The organism is Hymenobacter sp. YIM 151858-1 (assembly GCF_025979705.1).
GTDB lineage: Bacteria > Bacteroidota > Bacteroidia > Cytophagales > Hymenobacteraceae > Solirubrum.
Genome location: NZ_CP110136.1, coordinates 227,984 through 248,542 on the forward strand (window position 1 = coordinate 227,984; position 20,559 = coordinate 248,542).

The following is a 20,559-nucleotide window of genomic DNA, read 5'->3' on the forward strand; positions in this document are numbered from 1 at the left end:
TTCGGCCCGACATTCTCAATGACCTCCGTTACTGAGGTTGAATAAATTACGGATGCGTTTTGGCGGCGCGCGGTTGCAGCAGCGGCCACGCCAGCAGCGCCCCGGCCAGCAAACCCCCTAGGTGCGCCGCGTGGTCGACGTTGGGGTTGAGGTTGCTGGCGAAGTTGGTGCCCACCAGGTACACCGTGTGCACAAACAAAGCGGCCCGGGCCGAGCGGCTGAGGCGCGCCGCGTTGGTAGCCGCCAGCGTAAGCATGGCCCCGTACAGCCCGAAAATGGCCCCCGATGCGCCTACGCTGTTTACGCCCGCGCTGTGCCACCACAAGCTCGCCAGGCTGCCACCCAGGCCGCTAAGCCAATACAGCACCAGCAGGCGCCAGCGGCCTACCAGCGGCTCGAGCAAAGCCCCGATAAACAGCAGGGCATAGGTATTCAGCAACAAGTGCCACAAGCCGCCGTGCAGGGCGCAGGCCGTGAGCAGCCGCCACCACTGGCCACCTAGGGTAAGCGGCGTAAAGTTGGAGCCCCACAGGATCAGGTCGCGGCCGGCGGGCTGCACGGCATCTACGCCGCTGGCTACCATCAGCAGGTACACCAGCACGTTCAGGCCGGCTAGCGCCAGCGTTACGGCTACTACGCCAATGCCGGGCAGGGTAGCGGGTGGGGTGGGGCGGGCAGGTTCGGGCTTGGGCACTTGGCCGCGGCGCTGCAGCTCGGCCCAGGCTGCCTGCACCAGCTGGGGCGCAAACGACCTAGGGTGCTGCGTAAGGTAGAGCAGCTCGGCGTCGGTTTTGCGGGCAAAGGCCTCGGCCAAAGGCGAACCTGGTTCCATGCCAAAGCGCCCCGCCACAAGCAGGCCAAGTAGCTGAAGCCCGACAACTTGGCAACCCCGCGGGGCGAACTACGGCTGAACCGCGGCGCCAGCCTGCCGTATAGCCAGAGCCACACCACCCGAACCGAATACACCATGGAACAGGATCCAATTCAGCAAGAGCCCTACAACCAGGAGATGAACGCCCGCGAAGCCGGACCCGAGTACGACGCGCAGGCCACAGCCTCGGGCCAGTCGCCGGCCGAGCAGGAGCGCGACCCGCAGGGCCGCTTTGGCATGGGCGACCGGATGGGCGTGCTCACGGGCGAAAACGCCGACGATAACTCCGGCAGCGGCGGCAACGTGGGTGGCCAGGCAACCAAAGGCCCCAACGTAAGCCGCAGCACCGAGCACCACAACCCCGGCAACGCCGCCGAAGGCGATGTGGGCGGCAGCACGGCCTCGGCCGGCACTGGCACCTCGGCCGGCCAACCAGGGCAAGTACCCGGTCTGTAAACCAACATCTACCGGGGCCAAGCCTGTAATTAGTTGGCCACAAGGCCGCTGTGCTTACAGCTTCCCGGTGTTTCTTTCAACCTACCCCAACCACCCCTACAGCTATGAACAAAGGACAAGGCAATTCGACCAACCAGGAGAGCAGCGGCGCCGATAAAGTAGGCGTTGCCAACAGCGGTCAGAACCAGTTTCCCCTGAAAAAAGACGCGCAGCAGGACACCGAGCAGCAGAACAAGCAGGACGGGCCGGCCAGCGCAGGTTCGCAGGTGCGCGACGAAGCCAAGCAGGTGAACAGCGGCAGGCACGATTCCAACCAAGGCAATCAGTAACGTACCGCAACCATGAGCAACGCATCGAAAAACCAGTCGGGCAACGACCCGAACGCCAACCGGCAAGTAGCGCCGGGTTCGGCCCCCATCGATAAAACCAGCCCCGACGGCAACATCAACCGCAGCGAGGCCAAGCATGTGGGCGGCGCCAGCCCGAGCAGCACCGGCAGCCCCGAGGCCAACCGCAGCACCACCGGCCAGCACGGCGGCAACCACGGCAACGACCGCGACAACCGCAACGAGCAGCCAGCCTCGGGCGAAAACGCCAAAGGCAGCTCCAACCGCGGCGGGCAGCCCTCAGCCGACCAACGCAACCAAGGCGGCGGGCAGGATTCGGAGAAAAAGCAGAACCAAAGCCAGGCCAAAGGCGAGTCGGATTACTACGCCAACGGCAGCCTCTCGCGCAGCTCCGCCAACGACGGCGGCACCATTGAAGACTCGCAGAATCAGTAAGCGAATGGAGTTGGTGAGTTAGCGAGTTGGGAGTTTAGGAGTTATTGCGAAATGCTGTGCTGAAGCGTTTAGCCCACAAACGACAATAACTCTTAAACTCCCAACTCCTTAATTCATTAACTCTCTCGGGTCCGGTTCATCGGCGCCATGAAGTATCTTCCGGCACGATGAACCGGTTTTTTGTGCTCCTGCCGTTGCTGGCAGCCTGGCCCGCGGCGGCCGCTCAGGCTCAATTGGGCAACCCGCTCAAGCAGTTGCTGCGCCGCGACACCACGGCCGCCGTGCGCCGCGTAATGGCCAACCCCGATGCGCACCGCGTGCAAATCATTTACACGCAAATTCGGCGCGATGCCGCGGGCAAGCCGCACTTCAAATCGTACGCGTACCGGCTGAAGCCCAGCGAGTACTTTTACCCGGCCAGCACCGTGAAGCTGCCCGCCGCAGCTGTTGCCTTGCAGAAAATGCGCCGGCTGAACGCGGCCAAACTGGAGCGCGAAACCCCCTTGCGTATCGATTCGGCCTTTGCCGGCCAAACCCGCGTGCTGCTCGATAGCAGCGCCCTGGGTTACCGGCCCACCATCGGGCAGTACATCCGTAAGGTGTTGTTGGTGAGCGATAATGAAGCATTTAACCGGTTGTACGAGTACGTAGGGCAGCAGGAGCTCAACCGCAGTTTACAGCAAGCCGGCCTCGCCAACACGCGCATCATCCACCGCCTTTCAGTAGGCGACAAAGAGCCGGGTTCGCGCCACACCAATCCGGTAACATTCTTCGCCGATACTACGCTGCGCACCGAGCTGTACCGCCAGCCCGCCGCGTTCAACGAAAGCGCGCTGCCGCCTATGTCGGCAACCAACATCCGCATCGGCAAAGCCTACATGGAGGGCAACCGCCGCGTGGAGCAGCCGCTCGATTTCAGCACCAAAAACGAGTTTCCGTTGCGCGACCAGCAGCAGGTGCTGCGCCTGTTGCTCTTTCCCGAATCGGTGCCGCCGCAACAGCGCTTCGACTTGGCACCCGACGAATATGCCTTTCTGCGCAAGTACATGCGCCTGCTGCCGCGCCAAAGCCGCTACCCTAGGTACAACCCCACCGAATACCCCGACAACTACGCCAAGTTTCTGCTGGCCGGCGGCAAATCGACCGCGCTGCCCGAGGGCGTGCGCATCTACAACAAAATCGGCCAGGCTTACGGCTTTCTGATTGACAATGCCTGCATCGTCGATTCGCTGCGTGGCGTGGAGTTTATGCTATCGGCCGTGGTGTACGCTAACCACGACGAAGTGCTCAACGACGACCAGTACGACTACGACACCGTGGGTTTTCCCTTTTTGCGGCGCCTGGGCGAGTTGGTGTACCAGTACGAGCTGGGCCGCACCTCGGAGCGCCGCCGCGAGCAGGTGCGCACATATTGGAGCGAGCAACACGAACGCGCCACGCCCTGATGCCCGCTCCCGAAATACCCCTGAACCGCTACGGCCTGCCCGTGCTCACCGATGCCGCGCAGTACTGGCACCTGGTGCACCTCAACCCCGAGCACGAGCTCATCGACCTAGGCGCGTGCATCCCCGGCGTGCAGCTTGATATCCGGTACGCCACTTCCAACAATTTTCTAGGCGAAGCCGTGTACGCCGAGCCTGCCGCTTACCTGCGCCGCCCCGTGGCCGAGGCCCTAGGTGCCGCGCAGCAGGAGCTGGCCAAAGTAGGAGTGGGGCTAAAGGTGTTCGATGCCTATAGGCCGTACAGCGCCACGGTGCGCTTCTTCGAGAAGATACCCGACGAAACCTACGCCGCGCCGCCGTGGCGGGGCTCGCGGCACAACCGCGGCTGCTCGGTTGATGTGGCTTTGGTGGACCTAGGCACCGGCGCCGACCTCGCCATGCCCACCGAGTTCGATGCCCTAGGCCCCGAAGCGCACTCCGATTACCTGGAGCTGCCAACGCCCGTGCTGCAACACCGCGCGCTGCTGCACACCGTGCTGGCGCAACACGGCTTTGCGAACTACCGCGCCGAGTGGTGGCACTTCGACCACCAGCGCTGGGCCGATTTTCCGCTGCTCGACCTCGCTTTTGCTGAGCTGCGGCGTTGAGCCTCGGCCGTATGGTGCGTAAATTGCACCGAGTTTCGGTGGGCGGCCAGTATAGGCCGCTGGTTGGTTGTTGCTTGTTATATTTTGTTGATGCGCTGTTGTTTGTCGTTTGCCGCCGCGGCGGCAATGTTGTTTTCGTCGGGTGCCGCGTGGGCGCAGCCATCGGCCGCCGCGCCGCCGGCCGCCAAGTTTAAGAGCTCGGTTCTTACCACACCCATTCCGGCGCCGCCGCCCAAGCGCGAGCTGCGCGGCGTCTGGATTGCCACCGTTGAGAACATCGACTGGCCGAGCCGGCGCAACCTCACGCCCGAGCAGCAGCGGCAGGAGTACGTGCGCATGCTCGATCAGCAGCAGCGCACGGGCATCAACGCGGTGTTTGTGCAGGTGCGGCCCGCCTCCGATGCGTTCTACCAAAGCAGCCTCGAGCCTTGGAGCAAGTGGCTCACGGGCCAGCAGGGCAAAGAGCCGGGCTGGGATCCGCTGCCCTTCCTGATCGAAGAGGCACACAAGCGCAACATGGAGTTCCACGCGTGGTTCAACCCGTACCGCGCCAGTACCGATACCACTTCGGCGCGCCTCGCGCCCAACCACCCGTACCGCCAGCACCCCGAGTGGTTTTTCCGCTATTCGGGTAAGTTGCTCTACAACCCCGGCCTGCCCGAGGTGCGCAACTACATTACCAAGGTTATCATGGATGTGGTGCGCCGCTACGACATCGACGGCGTGCACTTCGACGACTACTTCTACCCGTACCCCGACCCCGGCCAGGTTATCCACGACGAGCGCGCCTACGCGCAGTTCAACGACCAGGGCCTGAGCGTACCCGATTGGCGCCGTCGCAACGTAAACCAGCTGGTGCAGCAGATGCACGACTCCATCGACAGCGAAAAGAAGTGGGTGAAGTTCGGCATCTCGCCCTTCGGCGTGTGGATGAACCAGGTAAACCACCCCGACGGCTCCGATACCAAAGCCTTCCAGGGTCACACCGGCCTCTACGCCGATGCCCGCGAGTGGCTGCGCCAAGGCTGGGTCGACTACGTATTGCCGCAGCTGTACTGGAGCACCAACTTTAAGCTGGCCAGCTACGCTACCCTGATCGAGTGGTGGTCGCGCAACCGCTACGACCGGCACCTGTACATCGGGCACGGCGCCTACCGCATGTTCGAGAGCACCAAGTCGGATACCACGTGGCGCAATCCCGGCGAGCTGCCCAAGCAAGTGCGCCTCAACCGCTCGTATCCCACCGATATCAGCGGCAGCGTGTTTTTCTCGGCCAAATCGGTGCTGAACAACCCGCTGAAAACCACCGACTCGCTGCGCGAAAACTTGTTCCGCTACCCGGCGCTGCTGCCCACCATGCCTTGGAAGGACGCCGTGCCGCCCCGCACGCCGCAAGGCCTTACGTTGGTGCGCGCCGGCGGCCCCGTTACGCTTACCTGGCACCCCGGCCCCGCCGCCGCCGATGGCGACTCGGCCCACGCCTTTGTGGTGTACCGTTTTGCCCGCGGCGAGCAGCCCACCCCCGACAACCCCAGGCACATCCTGCTAATCCAGCCGCGCGCCGGCCGCAACAGCCTGGCTTTCATCGACACCACCGCGCAAGCCGGCATCGACTACGCCTACTACATCACCGCCATCGACCGCCTGCACAACGAGAGCGGCCCCACGCGGGTAACTACGCTGGGTTCAGCTGCTGGCCCAGTGGTGGCGCAAACGGCACCCGAGCCTGCCGCCGCGCCGCCCGCCGCACCCGCCCCGCCGGTGGCCACCGTACCCCCAGCGGTTACCGAAAAGCCGGGTACCACCAAGGTTACCAGCAGCGCCGGCAACGTCACTATCAAAACGAAAACTAAGACCAAGAAGCGCGGCTTCTTCGGCCGGTTGTTCGGGCGGTAGTAGCGCCTAGGCCGGAAACCGAAACGCCCTAGGTCGGAGAAACGAAACGCCCGCCCGGCAGCTGCCGGGCGGGCGTTTCGTTTCTCCGACCTAGGCAGGTGAGAGCTGGCACGAGTCGGGGAACTGGCGCGAGTCTTAGCCTGCAAGGCGCGACTCGTGCCGGCAGCATGGAGGGGAGTCTCTGACTCCCGTGCCGTGAACGATTACAAGTGTAATACCGGCAATATAGCCTCACGCCCCGCGTACTGCGCCGCGCTGCTGTACACGTACTCTTCGGGCAGAAAGCAAATACCGGCGCGCACCGGGTTATCGTGCACGTAGCGCAAACGCTGTTGCACCAATTCATCTGAAGTCAGGGCTACCGGATGGCTGCGCTGCTGCCACACCTGTATGTGCTGGTTGTGCGCGTTTCCCATGCCGTTCCTCTCGAACATCCAGCGCAACCAGCTTCGGCGGCTTTCCTGCGGGTTGGTTTCAAGCTCCAGCATCAGCGTCCTGGCAGTGAATTTCTTAAAGTCGCGCACGATGCCGGAAAGCGTGGCGGGCGGCGTAGCGCGTGCAATCAGGTGCACGTGGTTTGACATGATGCAGTACGCATACAGCTCCAAGCCTTTGTGGGCTTGGCAGTAGGCGAGGCTGCGAACAATGATATCCTTGTATGATTTACGAGTAAATAAGTCGACCCATTCGACGAGCGTAAACGTCAGAAAATAAACCTCATCGGACGACCTGACTTTATACTTTTCGCTCATAAATAGCTTGTTGGGGCGATTTCTTGATACTACGTACGAAAGTGTGCTGGCTGATGGCGCCCTAGGTCGCATCGTTCACGGCACGGGAGTCTGGAGACTCCCCTCCATGCTGCCGACACGAGTCGCGCGCTACGCGCTAAGACTCGCGCCAGTTTCCCCTAGGTCCGAAGAAACGAAACGCCCGCCCGGCAGCTGCCGGGCGGGCGTTTTGTTTCTTCGGACCTAGGGCGCCGCTTACAGCGCCTTAACGTCCATCGTCAGCGTAACGCCCGTGGCCGTACGGTTGATGCCCGTAACGGTGAAGATGGCGTACTGATCGGCGCCGCGCAGGCGGGCAATTACCACGTCGCCGACGACTACGTTATCCAGCTGGGCTACCTGGTTGGCGGTGCCGGCCAGTTGGTACGTCTGGCGGATGCTGTTCAGGGTAGCGCTGTTGTAAGCCGCCGCGCCGCCCGTGGTGTAGCGGAAGAAGCGCGTGGCGTTGAGGGCGCGCAGCTGCACGGCATTGCTAGCGGTGCTGGTAATGGCCACATCCTTGCTGGCCGGTGCGCCCGCTTGAGCTACCGTCGCAAAAGTGGTCAGGTCGAAGGCGGCCTGGTCGCCGCCGGTGGCGCCGGTGTAGGTAAGCGTAGCCGTGCGGGCCGCGGCCAGCGCCGTGGTGGTGCCGGGCACGATGGGCGCTGCCGTGGCCGAAGCCGAGCGGGTGCTGGGGGCAGCGGCCGGCAGGGGCAGGGTGGGCTTGTCCTGGAAGCGCGTCTTGGCCTCGAAGCGGTACACCACCTCCTGGCCGCTCGAGCCCGCGGGCAAGGTTACGTCCACGTTCACGGTAGTGGCCGCGCCCGTTTGGGCCGCCGTGCCCACCGGCACGCGCTGGCGCGCTACCCGGCGCTCGGCGCCCGTACCCACGCGCATGTAGGTAATCAGGCTGTCGATGTCCTTGTAGAGCGTGCCGGCCGCGGTAAGCGAGGTGGCCGAGGTGATGCCGCCGGTGTTGATGCGCACCGGAAAGCGCACCACGTCGCCGGGTACGCGGGCGGCGTTACTGGGCGCGGTTACGTTGGTGGGCGCATCCACCGCAATGGTGGGCACGGCCTCGGCCAGCCGGAAGCTGAACGAGCGGGTTTTCACCTGGGTGTTCTCCGACACCACCACCGCATCCACGCGCACGTTGGCTTTGTTTTGCCCGGCCGGCACGGTGTAGTTTACCACCAGCGTATCGGCGTTGCGCAGGCGCGAAAAGGCCGCCCGGTACGGAATGGTTTGCACCAGCGTAGAGTCGCGGTTCGGCTCGATTTTTTGCAGAATGCGGATTTCCTTGATGGGCGCCGTTTGCGGGGCAAAGCGCAGCTCAAAGCTTACCACCTCGCCGGTGGCGTACTTGGTGGCGGTGCCCAGGGCATTTTCAATAAACGTCGGAAACTGGCCGTCAACCTCGTTGTAAAAGGTATCCAGTTCCGATTCGCAGCCGGCCAGCAGCGGGCCCGCCAGGGCCAGCAGCATAGCGCCGCGGCGCAGATATATCGTTGATTTCATGAAAGTAGATTCGGCGGAAGAAGCTGAAACAAAAGCCTGCGGGCACTACTGCTGGTCCCACCACATGGGCTTGGTGATGTAGTCCTCGGAGTTGGCGGCGCCCACCGACGAGAACAGCAGCGCCACGTTCTGCGGGTTGTACTGCACCTCCGTCAGGGCCGGCAGCATGCGGCGCGGCCACCGGTCTTTGTAGTCGGGCTTGGTGGCCAGCAACGGGTTGGCGTTGTTGGGGTAGCGCAGGTTCACGTAGATGTCGGTGCTGAAATCGAAGCGGCGCAGGTCCGACCACGACTCCGGGTTCAGGAACATGGCAATGTACTTCTGCTCCATAATGCGCTTCAGATCCAGCTCGCCCTCGTTCTGGGCTACGGCCGCGCTGGCCATGTAAGCATCAATCTGCGCCTGCGTAATCACCGGGAAGGTTACGGCCGGCACGGCGTTCGAGCCGCCCACGCCAATCTTGCGCATGTGCGCCTGAATGCCCTCGCGGTACGCGCGCAGCGCACGCGTTTTGTCGCCGGCCCGGAAAGCCGCCTCAGCCTCGATGAACTTCAGCTCGTGGTAGGTAATCACCTCAAAGTACCCTAGGTCGCGGGCGTACCAGCTCGAGTAGAAGTCGGTGGCATTGCCGGTAGCGGCGCTAATGGGCGTGCCGCCCCCCACGCCGGGGTCGCCGCCGGTGCTGTTGGCCGTGGCGATGATGGGGAAGCGCGGGTCGGTTACGCCGGGGTAGGTGGCTCCGGGCGCGCTGCCGTTCAGGTACTTAATGATGTTGGTGGAGAACGTAGCCGAAAACGCCGCCGACGCAAAGTTGGCGCGCGTGGTACCGAAGATGTTGGTGCTGCCCGCTACCGGCGCCACGGCCGTTTCGAACTGCAGCTGCGCATCGTCGGCCGAGGTGCGGAAGCCCTTATCTACCAGCGCCAGCACGGCCTGCGGGTTGTAGCTGCTCTTTTTGGTGAGGTGGTTTAGCTGGCGGGCCTTCAGCGAGTTGGCCAGCCGAATCCACTTCTGCACGTCGCCTTTGTACAGAATGTCGCCGCTGATGCTGGGCGAGGTAACGTAGAGCGGGCGGAAGTTGGCCGAAGCCGGCTTCTGCATTTCCACGATGCCCTCGTCGAGCAGCTTGTCGATGGTGGCGTAAATCTGCTCCTGCGGGTCGTACTTGGGGGTGTAGTTGGCCGCTCCCTGAAACGCCTCCGAGTACGGAATGTCGCCGAGCATGTCGGTGGCGTGGGCCATCGTCATGGCCAGCACAATTTTGCCGGCGCCCACGTAGTACGGCGAGCCTTCTTTCTGGCCTTCGTCAATCACATACCGCCCGTTGCCGGCCGAGTAAAAGTACAGGTAGTTGAAGGTGTTGGTGCTGTTGCCGTTCGAGAGGTAAAACTGATCGGTGCTGGCCAGCGCCGGGCGGCGCACAATGTACTGCGAGATGTACGAGGTCGTCAGGGCCGTGAACATCTGCTGCTGAATGCCCTGCGAAATAGCGCCGGGCAGCAGGAAATTGGGCGTGGCCGTGATGGGGTTGTTGGGGTCGGTGTTTACGTCCAGAAACTTTTCGCACGACGTAAGCACCCCGCTGCTCATCAGCAGGCCCAACGCGAGAAGGTATTTTTTCATCTTGAATGACATAGTAGAAACGGTGCGCTGCCTAGGTGCTTGCGGCGGCCTAAGCGCTGGGCACCTAGGGAGTTAGAAAGTGGCCCGCAGCGACATATCTACCCCGCGGGTAGCGGGCACGCTGCCGTAATCGAAGCCCGTGGAGCCGCCGCCGCGCACGCCGGCCCCGGCGGCCGAGGTTTCGGGGTCGACGCCGGAGTACTTCGTGAAGAGCAGCAGGTTGCGGCCCGTTACGCCCAGCTCGATGCTCTTGATGGTGCCCGAGTTGCCAAGCCAGGTTTTGGGCAGGCTGTAGGTAAGCGTGGCGTAGCGCAGGCGCGTCCAGGAGGCATCCTCGATGAAGGGCGTACCCACGGCACCCAGGATGCTGGTGAAGTAAGCCTGCGTCAGCTCCACGGGGCGCGTGTTCTGCGAGAAAGTGCCGTCGCCGTTAGCTACTACGCCATCAAATACCACTTCCTTGTAACGGTCGAGGGTACGCTCGCTCAAGCCGTTGCGGGTAGTCAGCCAGTCGTTGCCGTTTACCACTTTGCCGCCTTTGCGGAAGTCCCACATAAAGCTAAACGTGAGGCCGTTGTAGCTGAAGGTGTTCGTAACCTGCGTGGTGTAATCGGGGGCGCGGTTGCCGGCATACTGGTACACCGCCGTGTTGATGGTGGGGTAGCCATTGGCGCCAATGATGATTTTGCCCGCGTTCGGGCCCGATTGCACGCGCTGGAAATCGTAGGCGGCAATAGAGGTGATGGGGCGGCCTGGGAATGCACTGCCACGAGCAACGTCGATGATGGAGGCATCCGATTGGTTTACCTCCGTCAGGAAGCCGGGCAGCTGCTTGGCTTTGTTGCGGTTGGCCGTAAAGTTGGCAAGGGCCGTCCACTCGAAGCCATTCGCCAGCTTCACGGGCGTACCCGACAAAGCCAACTCAATGCCGCGGTTAACTACCGTACCACCATTGATGTACTGCAGAATAAAGCCCGAAGCCTGGCTTACGCGCGGTGCAATTAGCTGGTCGCGCGTCTCCTGGTGGTACACGCTGGCATCCAGACCCAGGCGGCCACGCAGGAACTGCAGGTCGAGGCCGGCTTCGTAGGCGCGGGTGCGCTCGGGTTTCAGCAGGCGGTTCGAGCCGAAGAAGCCTTGGCGGAAACCGGCACCGATGTACGTCGACTGCGCCAAGGGCGAATCGACGCGGTACGGGCCGGTATCCTTGCCCACCTCCGCTACCGAAGCGCGGATTTTGCCGTAGTTGAGCACGGGGTTGGTATCGAGGCCCAGGGTGCGGCTAAACTCCCAGCCTGCCGCCACCGAGCCGTAGAAGAAGCCCTTGCCGTAGTTCTTGTTCAGGTTGGGGCGGGGCAGGGTAGAGGAGAGGTCGTAGCGGCCGTTCAGCTCCAGCGTGGCTTGCTTGAAGAAGTCGAAGCTCAGGCGGCCGAAGTTGCCCACCAAACGCCGGATGCGGTTGTTGGTAAGCGCGTTGCGGTTCACTGTGTTGTTAATCGAAACGAAGTTCGGGTTCTGGAAAATCAACCCGATAACGTCGGTGGTTTCGTACACGGCCTGCTCCACGGTGTTGCCGAGCACCAACGAGGTACCCACGTTCTCACTGAAATCGTGGTTGAAGGTGGCCAGGAAGTTGGAGTTCAGCAGGCGCACGAAGTTGGTGGTTTCGGCAATGCCCCCGTTCTGGTTGTTGGGCTGCGAAGTGCCCACGGCGCGCACCGAGCGGAACTTCTCGGTGTACACGTCGGTGCCTAGGTTGTAGCTCAGGCGCACCCACTTGGCAGGGTCGTAGGTGAGCTGCGTGTTGGCAATTACGCGGTTGGTGCGGTCGGTTTGGGGGTTAAACTCCGTCGTCCAGTACGGGTTGTCGGCGTCGTTGGTGCCTACCGACAGGGGCGTGAGGCGGCGGCGCGTGCCGTCGGGGTTCAGGTAGTTGCTGGCGTCGTCGTTGCGGGGCCAGTTCAGCAAGCTCACGAAAAAGCCGCCCGTACCGCCAAACAAGCCGGGGCCTTGCAGCGGCCGGCGGCCGCCCGAGTTCATGTACTGCGCCGAGCCCGAGGCGCCCAGCTTGGGCGACAGCTGCACCTGCCCGCTCAGGCGCACGGTGGTTTTGTCGTAGTTGTTTTGCGGCGTTACCCCCTTGGTATCCTGGTGCGAGGCCGACACCATGAAGTTGGCCTTGTCGTTGCCGCCCGACATAGTGAGGTAGTTCTGGAACGAGGTGCCCTTCTCGAAGAAGTTGCCCACGTTGTCGTACACCGGCTCGCCGGGGGCAAAGCGCGGGCCCCACGAGTTGCGGGTGGTGGGGTCGAACACGCCGCCCGCGCCCTGCTTGTACTGGTTTTGCAGCTTGGGCAGGCGGTTTACCTCATCCACCGAAAACTGCGTGCGGTACGTGATGTTGGTAGCGCCTGCTTTGCCGCGCTTGGTGGTGATGATAACGGCCCCGTTGGCGGCGCGCAGGCCGTAGAGCGCCGCGGCGGCCGGGCCCTTCAGCACCGTCATGCTCTCGATGTCCTCGGGGTTGATGTCGGCTGCCCGGTTGGTAGAGGCCACCGAGCGACCTAGGATGCCGTTGAACGCCGAGCCGCCGCCGGGAGCCGTTGACTCCGTGAACGACGAGTTATCCATGATGACCCCGTCAATCACGAACAGCGGCTGGTTGTCGCCGTCGAGCGAGTTGCCGCCCCGGATTACGATGCTGGCGCCTTCGCCGGCGCCACCGCCCGAGGAGGTAATCTGCACGCCGGCCACCTTGCCCTGCAGCGCGTTCACGATGTTGGTCTGGCGCGTCTCGATGATGTCCTTCGAGGTAACCTGCTGGGCGGCGTAGTTAATCTCGCGGCGCTCCTGCTGAATGCCGTAGGCCGTGGTAATCTGTACTTCCTGCAGCGTGGTAGAGGAGGCTTCCAGCGCTACGTCGATGGTGCCATCGGCGCCCACGGTGCGCTCCAGGGTATTGTAGCCGATAAAGCTGAACACCAGCGTGGTGCCCGGCGCCACCTGCAGCGAGTAGCGGCCATCGGCGCCGGTTTGGGCGCCGGTGGTGCCGCCCTTTACCACCACGTTCACCCCGGGCAAGGGCGAGCGGTCGGCCGCGGCCGTTACCACGCCGGTAACGGTGCGCGTTTGCTGGGCCTGCACCTGCTGCGCCAGCAGTACGCCGGGCAGCATGATAGACCATAAAGATTTCTTCATTGAGTGGGAAGGAATAGGTGGGGAAAAAGGCAAAAAACAAAAAGCGCGCAGCTATATAGCCGCGCGCCGGTATGCTTCAGAAAACGAGGGTGCCGCAGTACAACAGGAAGCGAAAACAGCTGACATAGAGGTGGATCAGCAAGAATAAGTGAAACCTGACGTGTAAAAAGAGAGCCGAAACCGGCGCCCCGAAAGCGTAATGCGGCACAAAACAGGGTTTAAAGCTAAGCGTAGGCCGGGGTTAAGTCAAGGTTAAAGCCTGGGGCGGCGGCCGAATTGTGCAAACGGTTGCAGAGGGGGCGCAAAAGCGTTTACATTACCGGTGTCTACCATCCCTTCCGTCGCTATGCACCCCGTAATCACTCCCGAGCGCGTACCCGTCAGCATTTACTCCGATTCGGAGCAGGCATCGGTGGCTGTGGCCCAGCAAATTGCCGACCTCATCCGGCAGCGCCACGGCGAAGGCCAGCCTTGCGTACTGGGCCTGGCCACTGGCTCGTCGCCCACGCGGGTGTACGAGGAGCTGGTGCGCATGCACCGCGAAGAAGGATTGTCGTTCCGCAACGTCATCACCTTCAACCTCGACGAGTACTACCCCATGCCGCCCGATTCGCTGCAGAGCTACGTGCGCTTTATGCACGAGTACTTGTTCGACTATGTGGATATTCCGGCCGAGAACATTCATATCCCCAACGGTACCATCCGGCAGGAGGAGGTAGCCGAGTATTGCCGCCGCTACGAGGCCGATATTGAAGAGGCCGGCGGCATCGATTTGCAGCTGCTGGGCATTGGCCGCACGGGCCACATCGGGTTCAACGAGCCAGGCTCGGGCGCCAGCTCGCGCACCCGCCTCATCACCCTCGACCACATTACGCGCACCGATGCGGCCTCCGATTTCTACGGCGAAGAGAACGTGCCGCGCCGCGCCCTCACGATGGGGGTAGGCACCATCTTGGAAGCGCGGCAAATCGTGCTGCTGGCCTGGGGCGAAGGCAAAGCGGCCGTAATCAAACGCATGGTAGAGGGCGAGCCTACCGACTCGGTGCCCGCTACTTACCTGCAGCGCCACCCCGCCGTGCAGGTAGTGCTCGACGAAGCCGCGGCCGCCGAGCTGAGCCCGCGCAAAACGCCATGGCTGGCCGGCATTGCCTGCAACTGGCACGATGAGGCGCTGGTGCGCAAGGCCGTAACCTGGCTGGCCCGCCACCTGCAAAAGCCCATTCTGAAGCTTACCGACGAGGATTACAACGAAAACGGCTTGTCGGATCTGCTCGCCGAATCGGGGCAGGCGTACGGCATTAACATCCGGGTGTTCAACCAGCTGCAGCACACCATTACGGGCTGGCCCGGCGGCAAGCCCAACGCCGACGACTCGCACCGGCCCGAGCGCGCTACGCCTTTCCCGAAGCGCGTGCTCATCTTCTCGCCGCACCCCGACGACGACGTAATATCGATGGGCGGCACCTTGCTGCGCCTCGTCGACCAGGGCCACGAGGTGCACGTGGCGTACCAAACCTCGGGCAACATTGCCGTGTTCGACGACGAAGCCATCCGGTTTGCCGAGTTCGTGGCCGACTACGACGCTGCCCTGGGTTTGCCGGGCGGGCAACCCGCCGAGAGCCTGTACCAGCGCGTGGTGGATGCGCTGCGCCAAAAGGCCCCGGGCCAGGTAGATACGCCCGAGGTGCAGCAAATCAAAGGGCTGATTCGGCGGGGCGAGGCCAAATCGGCATGCCGCCTGGCCGGCATCCCCGACGAGAATGCGCACTTCATGGATTTGCCTTTCTACGAAACCGGGCGCGTGCGCAAAAAGCCCCTAGGTGAAGAGGACATTCAGCTGACCATGGACCTGCTGAACCGCATCCGGCCGCACCAGATTTACGCCGCCGGCGACTTATCCGACCCGCACGGCACGCACCGGGTGTGCTTGTCGGCCATTTTTCAGGCCGTGGAGCGCCTGAAAGCCGAGGGCACCGCGTGGCTGCAGGATTGCTGGGTGTGGCTGTACCGCGGCGCGTGGCAGGAGTGGGACATCGACCAGATTGAAATGGCCGTGCCGATTTCGCCGGAGGAACTCACGCGCAAGCGCCGCGCCATCTTCAAGCACCAGTCGCAGAAAGACCGGCCGCTGTTCCCCGGAGCCGATCAGCGCGAGTTCTGGCAGCGCGCCGAGGAGCGCAACCGCACCACCGCCAAAGTTTACGACCAGCTGGGCCTGCCCGAGTACGAAGGCATCGAGGCCTTTGTGCGTTGGAAATACTAGGCCGTCGGTAGCGCAGGGCCGTGTGCCCGGCCAGTCAAAAGCTCGTCATGTCGAGCGCAGTCGAGACATCTCGCGTGCCGATGCTGGATAGTAACTTGATAGCATTTGGATGGTAACTGTCATCCTGAGCACAGCGAAGGACCTTATCACGTTGGCTGACGTTGAACCTAACCCCAGCGTCCTCTACAAAAGAGATGGGGCAGCGTTTACTATCCAGCATCAGCACGCGAGATGTCTCGACTGCGCTCAACATGACAAGGACCTTGAAAAACTCAGATTTAGTAAGGTCCTTCGCTTCGCTCAGGATGACAGGTAATGGTTTGTAACCAATTGTAAGCTTGCCGAATAAGGCCGTTTTCAGCGATTGCAGACGGGCTTAATGCTTAATTATAATGTTTGCATTTTTAATAGGTTAAATATTATAAATTGACGGAGAGTAGCATGCAATTCCCACACCTTACTCCCTGTCAACTATGCCCAACACCTACTCGCTTGCGAGGCGGCCCCTGCTCTGGAGCTGGCTTTCGCTATGCCTATTGCTTTGCCTAGGTGCCGCCGCTTCGGCCTACGCCCAGCAGCAAGCCTATACCCTGCAAGGCCGCGTTATCGACGAGCGCGGCCAGGGCCTGCCCGGCACCACCGTGCTGGTTGGCGGCACCACGCAAGGCGCCTCCACCGATGCCGACGGCAACTACAGCTTTAGCGCGCAGCTAGCGCCCGGGGCTTATTCGCTCACGTTTTCGAGCATCGGCTACACGGCCCAAAGCCGCTCCCTTACCCTGGGTAGCGCCACCAGCATCACCACCAACGTAACCATGCGCGAGGCCCGCCAAAGCCTCGACGACGTGGTGGTGGTGGGCTCCACGGTGAGCACCAACCGGCGCGAGCTCGGCAACGCCATCAGCACAGTATCGGGGCAGGAGCTGACGCGCAGCGGCACCGGGGCGGTGCTGAACTCGCTGCAGGGCAAGGTGCCCGGCGCGCAAATCGTGCAGAACTCCGGCGACCCGGCCGGCTCCATTTCGGTGCGCCTGCGCGGCATCAAGTCGCTTTCGGGCTCCTCCGACCCCTTGTACGTTATCGACGGCGTCATCATCAGCAACAGCAGCACCAACGTGTCGCAGCTGGCCTTGTCGAACGACGTGGGCTCGGCGCAGGTAGGCCAAAACCGCCTCGCCGACCTCAACCCCAACGACATCGAGAGCATCAACGTGCTGAACGGGGCCGCCGCGGCGGCCATCTACGGCTCCAGGGCCGCCAACGGGGTGGTGCTGATTACCACCAAGCGCGGCCGCGCCGGCGAGGTGCGCGTATCGGCCTATGCCAGCTTTAACATGAACGAGCTGCGCAAATCGGTGCCGGTAAATACCTACGGCAAGCAGTTCGGCTTCAGGGATTTGCGCCTGTATACCATTGCGGGCGTGTCGCCGGCGCAGGTGGCGGCCAACCCCGGCACCACCACCGTGCCCATCGTCCGCGCGGGCGTAACCACGCAGCTGGCCTCCAACCTGGTAGACGTGGAGCGCTACAACTACTTCGACGAGATTTTCCGGCGCGGCTACGGCACCGACAACGGCGTGTCCGTATCGGGCGGCTCCGAGAACACGCAGTACCTCGTGTCGGTGGGGTATTTCCAAAACCAGGGCATCATCCGGGGCACCAATTTCCGGCGCTACAACATCCGCACGCGCCTCGATCAGCGCCTCACCAAGTGGGCGCGCCTGACGGCCGGCGTGGCCTTCAACAACAGCGACGCCGACGAAAAAGCCAACGGCAACGTGTTCTACAGCCCCATCAACTCTGTCAACATCACCAACAACATCTACGACATCCGGCGGCGCGACGCCAACGGCAACCTGCTGGCCGTGGAGCCCACCCGCGTAAACCCCTTGTCGACCATCGAGGACATGGATTTTACGCAGCGCATCAACCGCACCATCAGCGACTTGCAGCTGAAGCTAACGCCGGCCAAAGGCCTGTCGGTTGATTACCTGATTGGGGCCGACATCATCGGGCAGGCCGGGCAGAGCTACATCCGGCCGTACCCGTACCAGGCGCAGGCGGGCTTGCCGCTGGCCCGCTACCCGTTTGGCTTTGCCTCCAACGCCCAGCTGAACGCCCTGCAGCTCAACTCCGACCTGAACGTGGCCTACGACCGGCAGGTGGGCGAAAACTTCAAGACCACTTTGCTGGCCGGCTACAGCTACCAGTACGTGCGGCAGGAGCTGACGCAGGCCCGCGGCCAAAACCTCACGCCGTTTATCACCACCATCAGCGGGGCGGCCAACAACACGCTCGTCAGCACCTTCGGCCTGCCCGAGCAGTTCGATTTGAGCGGCGCCTACGTGCAGGGCACGCTGGGCTACCGCAACCTGGCGTTTGTAACGGCGGCCGTGCGCCGCGATGGGTCGTCGAAGTTTTCCAGCTCCGAAACCAACCAGTACTACCCCAAGGTAAGCGGCTCGTTGGTGCTTTCGGACCTAGGCTTTTGGCAGAACGCCGGCTACGCTAAGGCGTTTAACTCGCTGAAGCTGCGGGCCAGCTACGGGCAGGCGGGCGGCCTCACCGGCATCGGCTCCTACGACCGGTTTTACCAGTTTACGCCGGTGCCCTTTTTGGGGCGCAGCACCTACCTGCCCAGCGCGCGGCTGGCCAACGAGCGCGTGCGCCCCGAGCGCCTGACGGAGCTGGAAGTGGGCGGCGACCTAGGGTTTCTGAACGACCGCATCGGCCTGGGCATCACGGCGTACTGGCAGGAAACCAAGCAGCTGCTGGCCAACCGCAACGTGGCGCCTTCCACGGGTGGCCTCACCATCGTAACCAACGTGGCCAGCATCGAGAACAAAGGCGTGGAGCTGCAGCTTACGGCCACGCCCGTGCGCACCGCCAACTTCAGCTGGGACGTTACGGCCCTGTTCAACCGCAACCGCAACAAAGTGCTGGAGCTGCCGGGCTCGGGCGGGCAGCAGCAGGCCATTGCCATTGATAACGTGGCCGGGGCGCCGGTGTACCTGCTGGCCGGGCAGCCGGTGGGCGTGTTCTACGGCTCGGGCTACGCCCGCAACCCCGATGGCTCGCTGCTGCTCACGCCGCAGGGCTTTCCGCAGGACGAGCGCACCCGCGGCCAGGCCGTGGGCGCCACCACCTACGTGCCCGCCCGCGAGGGCAACGGCCAGCCCGCCTACGGGCCCGGCACGGCCATTGCCAACATCGTAATCGGCAACCCCAATCCTAAATGGACGGGCTCGTTCAGCACCAACGTGGCCTACAAGAAGCTCTCGGCCCGCATCCTGCTCGATGCCGTGCAGGGTGTGGATGTGTTCAATGCCGACTACCGCACCCGGCAGGGCGTGGGCCTGGGTGATTTGGCCGAAAAAGAGCTGCGGGGCGAGCTGCCGCGCGGCTACATTTTTGCGGTGTACAACACGCAGGAGTTCCGCATCGACGACGGCTCGTTTGTGAAGCTGCGCGAGGCCTCGCTGAGCTACGATTTGCCCACGTTCACGCCGCTGATCCGCAACCTCAACGTGTCGCTGATCGGGCGCAACCTCGTGTCGTGGGACAATTACAAGGGCTTCGACCCCGAAACCAGCGCCGGCGGCACCAGCGACCTGCTGCGCGCCATCGACTTTGGCAACGTGCCCATTCCGCGCACTTACCAGGTGCGGCTGGCGGCTTCGTTCTAACTCCACCTCATTCGGCATTCTGTCATGAAAAAATACCTTCTGCTGCTGTCGGCGTTGCTGAGCATTGGCCTGGGCAGCTGCGACAAAGAATACCTCGACCCCAGCGCCGCCCGCCAGCAAGATGTGCTGGCCACCGCCGACGGCCTGATTACCGTGTGCAACGGCCTGCAGTACCGCTACACCGTGGGCGGCGCCCTGAGCGTGCTCTACAACAAAGTGGCGGCCGGCGGGCTGGCCACCCGCGAGCTGGCCATCCTGAACGTGGGCAACATCGAGGAGTTTAACGTGAGCGAGGGCGGCACCAGCCTGCGCATCGACAACGGCGTGGTGCGCAACCTCTGGAGCCAAACGCAGCTCATCCGCTCGAACGCCGATCTGGTGCTGGCCAACGCCGGCAACGCCGGCGATGCGGGCACGCGCAGCGGCATTGTGGCGTACGCCTCCATCTTCCGGGCGCTGGCCCTAGGTACGCAGGCGCAGTTTTTCGAGCAGGCACCCCTGGTTACCGGCCCCAACGCGCCGTTTGTGCCCCGGCTGGAGGTGCTGCGCTCGGCCATTACGCAGCTGGAGGCGGCCGCCACTCAGCTGAGCGCCAACCCCGTTTCGGCCGATTTCAACAGCAAAATCGTGCCCGGCATCGACCTGGCCAACACCCTGCAGGCGCTCATTGCCCGCTACAGCCTGATGGCCGGCGACTACGACCGCGCCATAGCCGCGGCCGGCCGCGTATCGCCCACGAGCCGCTCGGTGTTCAATTTCGACGAAAACACCCGCAACCCGCTGTTTGAGGCGGCTTTTGGCAACCGCAACGTGTTTGAGCCCACCGATGCCAACCTGGGCCTGACCGGCGCGCTGGCCCCCGAAGCCGGCGACCGGCGCATTCCGTTTTACGTGCGCCTGAGCCCCACGGCTACCCAAAACCGCGGCCTGGGCTTTTACACGGCGGCCAGCGCGCCCATTCCGGTGTACGTGCCCAACGAAATGCTGCTGATTCGGGCCGAGGCCTACGCCCGCAAAAACGACCTCGTCAACGCCGTAACCGAGCTCAACCGCGTGCGCACCAGCACGGCGGCCGCGCAGCTGAACTCGAGCAACCTGCCGGTGGCGCCCCCCGGCGCGGGCCTGGCGCCCTACGCCGGTCCGCTTACCCAGGAGGCCATTCTGCTGGATATTTACCGCAACCGCCTGGTGGAGCTGGCCTTTCAGGGCTTCCGGCTCGAGGACAGCCGCCGTTTCGGGCGGCCCGGGCCGGGCGCGGCAGGCGCCGAGCGCAACCGCAATTTCTTTCCGTACCCGCGGGTAGAGCGCGAAAACAACTCGGCCACCCCCAACGACCCGGCCATTTAACCGGCCCCCTTCAGCCACAACGGCCCGCCTAAACCTAGGCGGGCCGTTGTTTTGTGGAGT

The 20,559-nt window shown here is 63.2% G+C and carries 15 protein-coding genes; 10 read left to right on the forward strand and 5 right to left on the reverse strand.

The genetic code is table 11. The features are described from left to right. Positions 1-46: 46 nt before the first annotated feature. Positions 47-832, reverse strand: coding sequence for a rhomboid family intramembrane serine protease (locus OIS50_RS00900; protein ID WP_264692457.1), 786 nt, complete (start codon positions 830-832; stop codon positions 47-49). Between the two features lie 135 nt (positions 833-967). Between OIS50_RS00900 and OIS50_RS00905 the strand changes: the two genes are divergently transcribed. The 6 genes from OIS50_RS00905 to OIS50_RS00930 all read left to right on the forward strand — a co-directional run bounded on the left by OIS50_RS00905 (position 968) and on the right by OIS50_RS00930 (position 6,094). Continuing rightward, entirely contained in the window at positions 968-1,327 is a 360-nt protein-coding gene (locus tag OIS50_RS00905; RefSeq protein ID WP_264692458.1) for a hypothetical protein, read from the forward strand. Positions 1,328-1,431: 104 nt separating this feature from the next. Beyond that, on the forward strand, positions 1,432-1,656 hold the full coding sequence (locus OIS50_RS00910; RefSeq protein ID WP_264692459.1) for a hypothetical protein: 225 nt from the start codon (positions 1,432-1,434) through the stop codon (positions 1,654-1,656). A gap of 12 nt (positions 1,657-1,668) precedes the next feature. Further along, the gene (locus tag OIS50_RS00915) at positions 1,669-2,109 is read left to right on the forward strand and encodes a hypothetical protein (protein WP_264692460.1); all 441 of its coding nucleotides are present in this window, start codon (positions 1,669-1,671) and stop codon (positions 2,107-2,109) included. Between the two features lie 167 nt (positions 2,110-2,276). Next, entirely contained in the window at positions 2,277-3,554 is a 1,278-nt protein-coding gene (locus OIS50_RS00920) for a serine hydrolase (protein ID WP_264692461.1), read from the forward strand. Then, on the forward strand, positions 3,554-4,198 hold the full coding sequence (locus OIS50_RS00925) for a M15 family metallopeptidase (RefSeq protein ID WP_264692462.1): 645 nt from the start codon (positions 3,554-3,556) through the stop codon (positions 4,196-4,198). Before OIS50_RS00920 ends, OIS50_RS00925 begins: the two co-directional genes overlap by 1 nt. Positions 4,199-4,288: 90 nt before the next feature. Further along, positions 4,289-6,094, forward strand: coding sequence for a glycoside hydrolase family 10-like protein (locus OIS50_RS00930; protein WP_264692463.1), 1,806 nt, complete (start codon positions 4,289-4,291; stop codon positions 6,092-6,094). A 203-nt stretch (positions 6,095-6,297) separates the two neighbouring features. Here the strand turns inward: OIS50_RS00930 and OIS50_RS00935 are convergent, their stop codons facing one another. From OIS50_RS00935 to OIS50_RS00950, 4 genes are all read right to left on the reverse strand, one after another. Next, positions 6,298-6,846, reverse strand: a complete 549-nt coding sequence (locus OIS50_RS00935; protein WP_264692464.1) for an REP-associated tyrosine transposase — start codon at positions 6,844-6,846, stop codon at positions 6,298-6,300. Positions 6,847-7,080: 234 nt separating this feature from the next. After that, the gene (locus tag OIS50_RS00940) at positions 7,081-8,382 is read right to left on the reverse strand and encodes a hypothetical protein (protein ID WP_264692465.1); all 1,302 of its coding nucleotides are present in this window, start codon (positions 8,380-8,382) and stop codon (positions 7,081-7,083) included. A 45-nt stretch (positions 8,383-8,427) separates the two neighbouring features. Continuing rightward, a complete protein-coding gene (locus OIS50_RS00945; protein WP_264692466.1) occupies positions 8,428-10,005 on the reverse strand; it encodes a SusD/RagB family nutrient-binding outer membrane lipoprotein in 1,578 nt (525 codons plus the stop codon). 72 nt (positions 10,006-10,077) lie between these two features. Further along, positions 10,078-13,203: a SusC/RagA family TonB-linked outer membrane protein gene (locus tag OIS50_RS00950; protein ID WP_264692467.1), complete on the reverse strand. Its 3,126-nt coding sequence runs from the start codon at positions 13,201-13,203 to the stop codon at positions 10,078-10,080. Here OIS50_RS00950 and OIS50_RS00955 point away from each other — a divergent pair. The 4 genes from OIS50_RS00955 to OIS50_RS00970 all read left to right on the forward strand — a co-directional run bounded on the left by OIS50_RS00955 (position 13,178) and on the right by OIS50_RS00970 (position 20,499). Continuing rightward, on the forward strand, positions 13,178-13,351 hold the full coding sequence (locus OIS50_RS00955; RefSeq protein WP_264692468.1) for a hypothetical protein: 174 nt from the start codon (positions 13,178-13,180) through the stop codon (positions 13,349-13,351). The genes OIS50_RS00950 and OIS50_RS00955 overlap by 26 nt on opposite strands. Positions 13,352-13,549: 198 nt before the next feature. Continuing rightward, positions 13,550-15,466, forward strand: coding sequence for a glucosamine-6-phosphate deaminase (gene nagB, locus OIS50_RS00960; RefSeq protein ID WP_264692469.1), 1,917 nt, complete (start codon positions 13,550-13,552; stop codon positions 15,464-15,466). Positions 15,467-15,939: 473 nt separating this feature from the next. Continuing rightward, positions 15,940-19,152, forward strand: a complete 3,213-nt coding sequence (locus OIS50_RS00965; RefSeq protein ID WP_264692470.1) for a SusC/RagA family TonB-linked outer membrane protein — start codon at positions 15,940-15,942, stop codon at positions 19,150-19,152. 24 nt (positions 19,153-19,176) lie between these two features. Further along, positions 19,177-20,499, forward strand: a complete 1,323-nt coding sequence (locus OIS50_RS00970; RefSeq protein ID WP_264692471.1) for a RagB/SusD family nutrient uptake outer membrane protein — start codon at positions 19,177-19,179, stop codon at positions 20,497-20,499. Positions 20,500-20,559 lie beyond the last annotated feature (60 nt).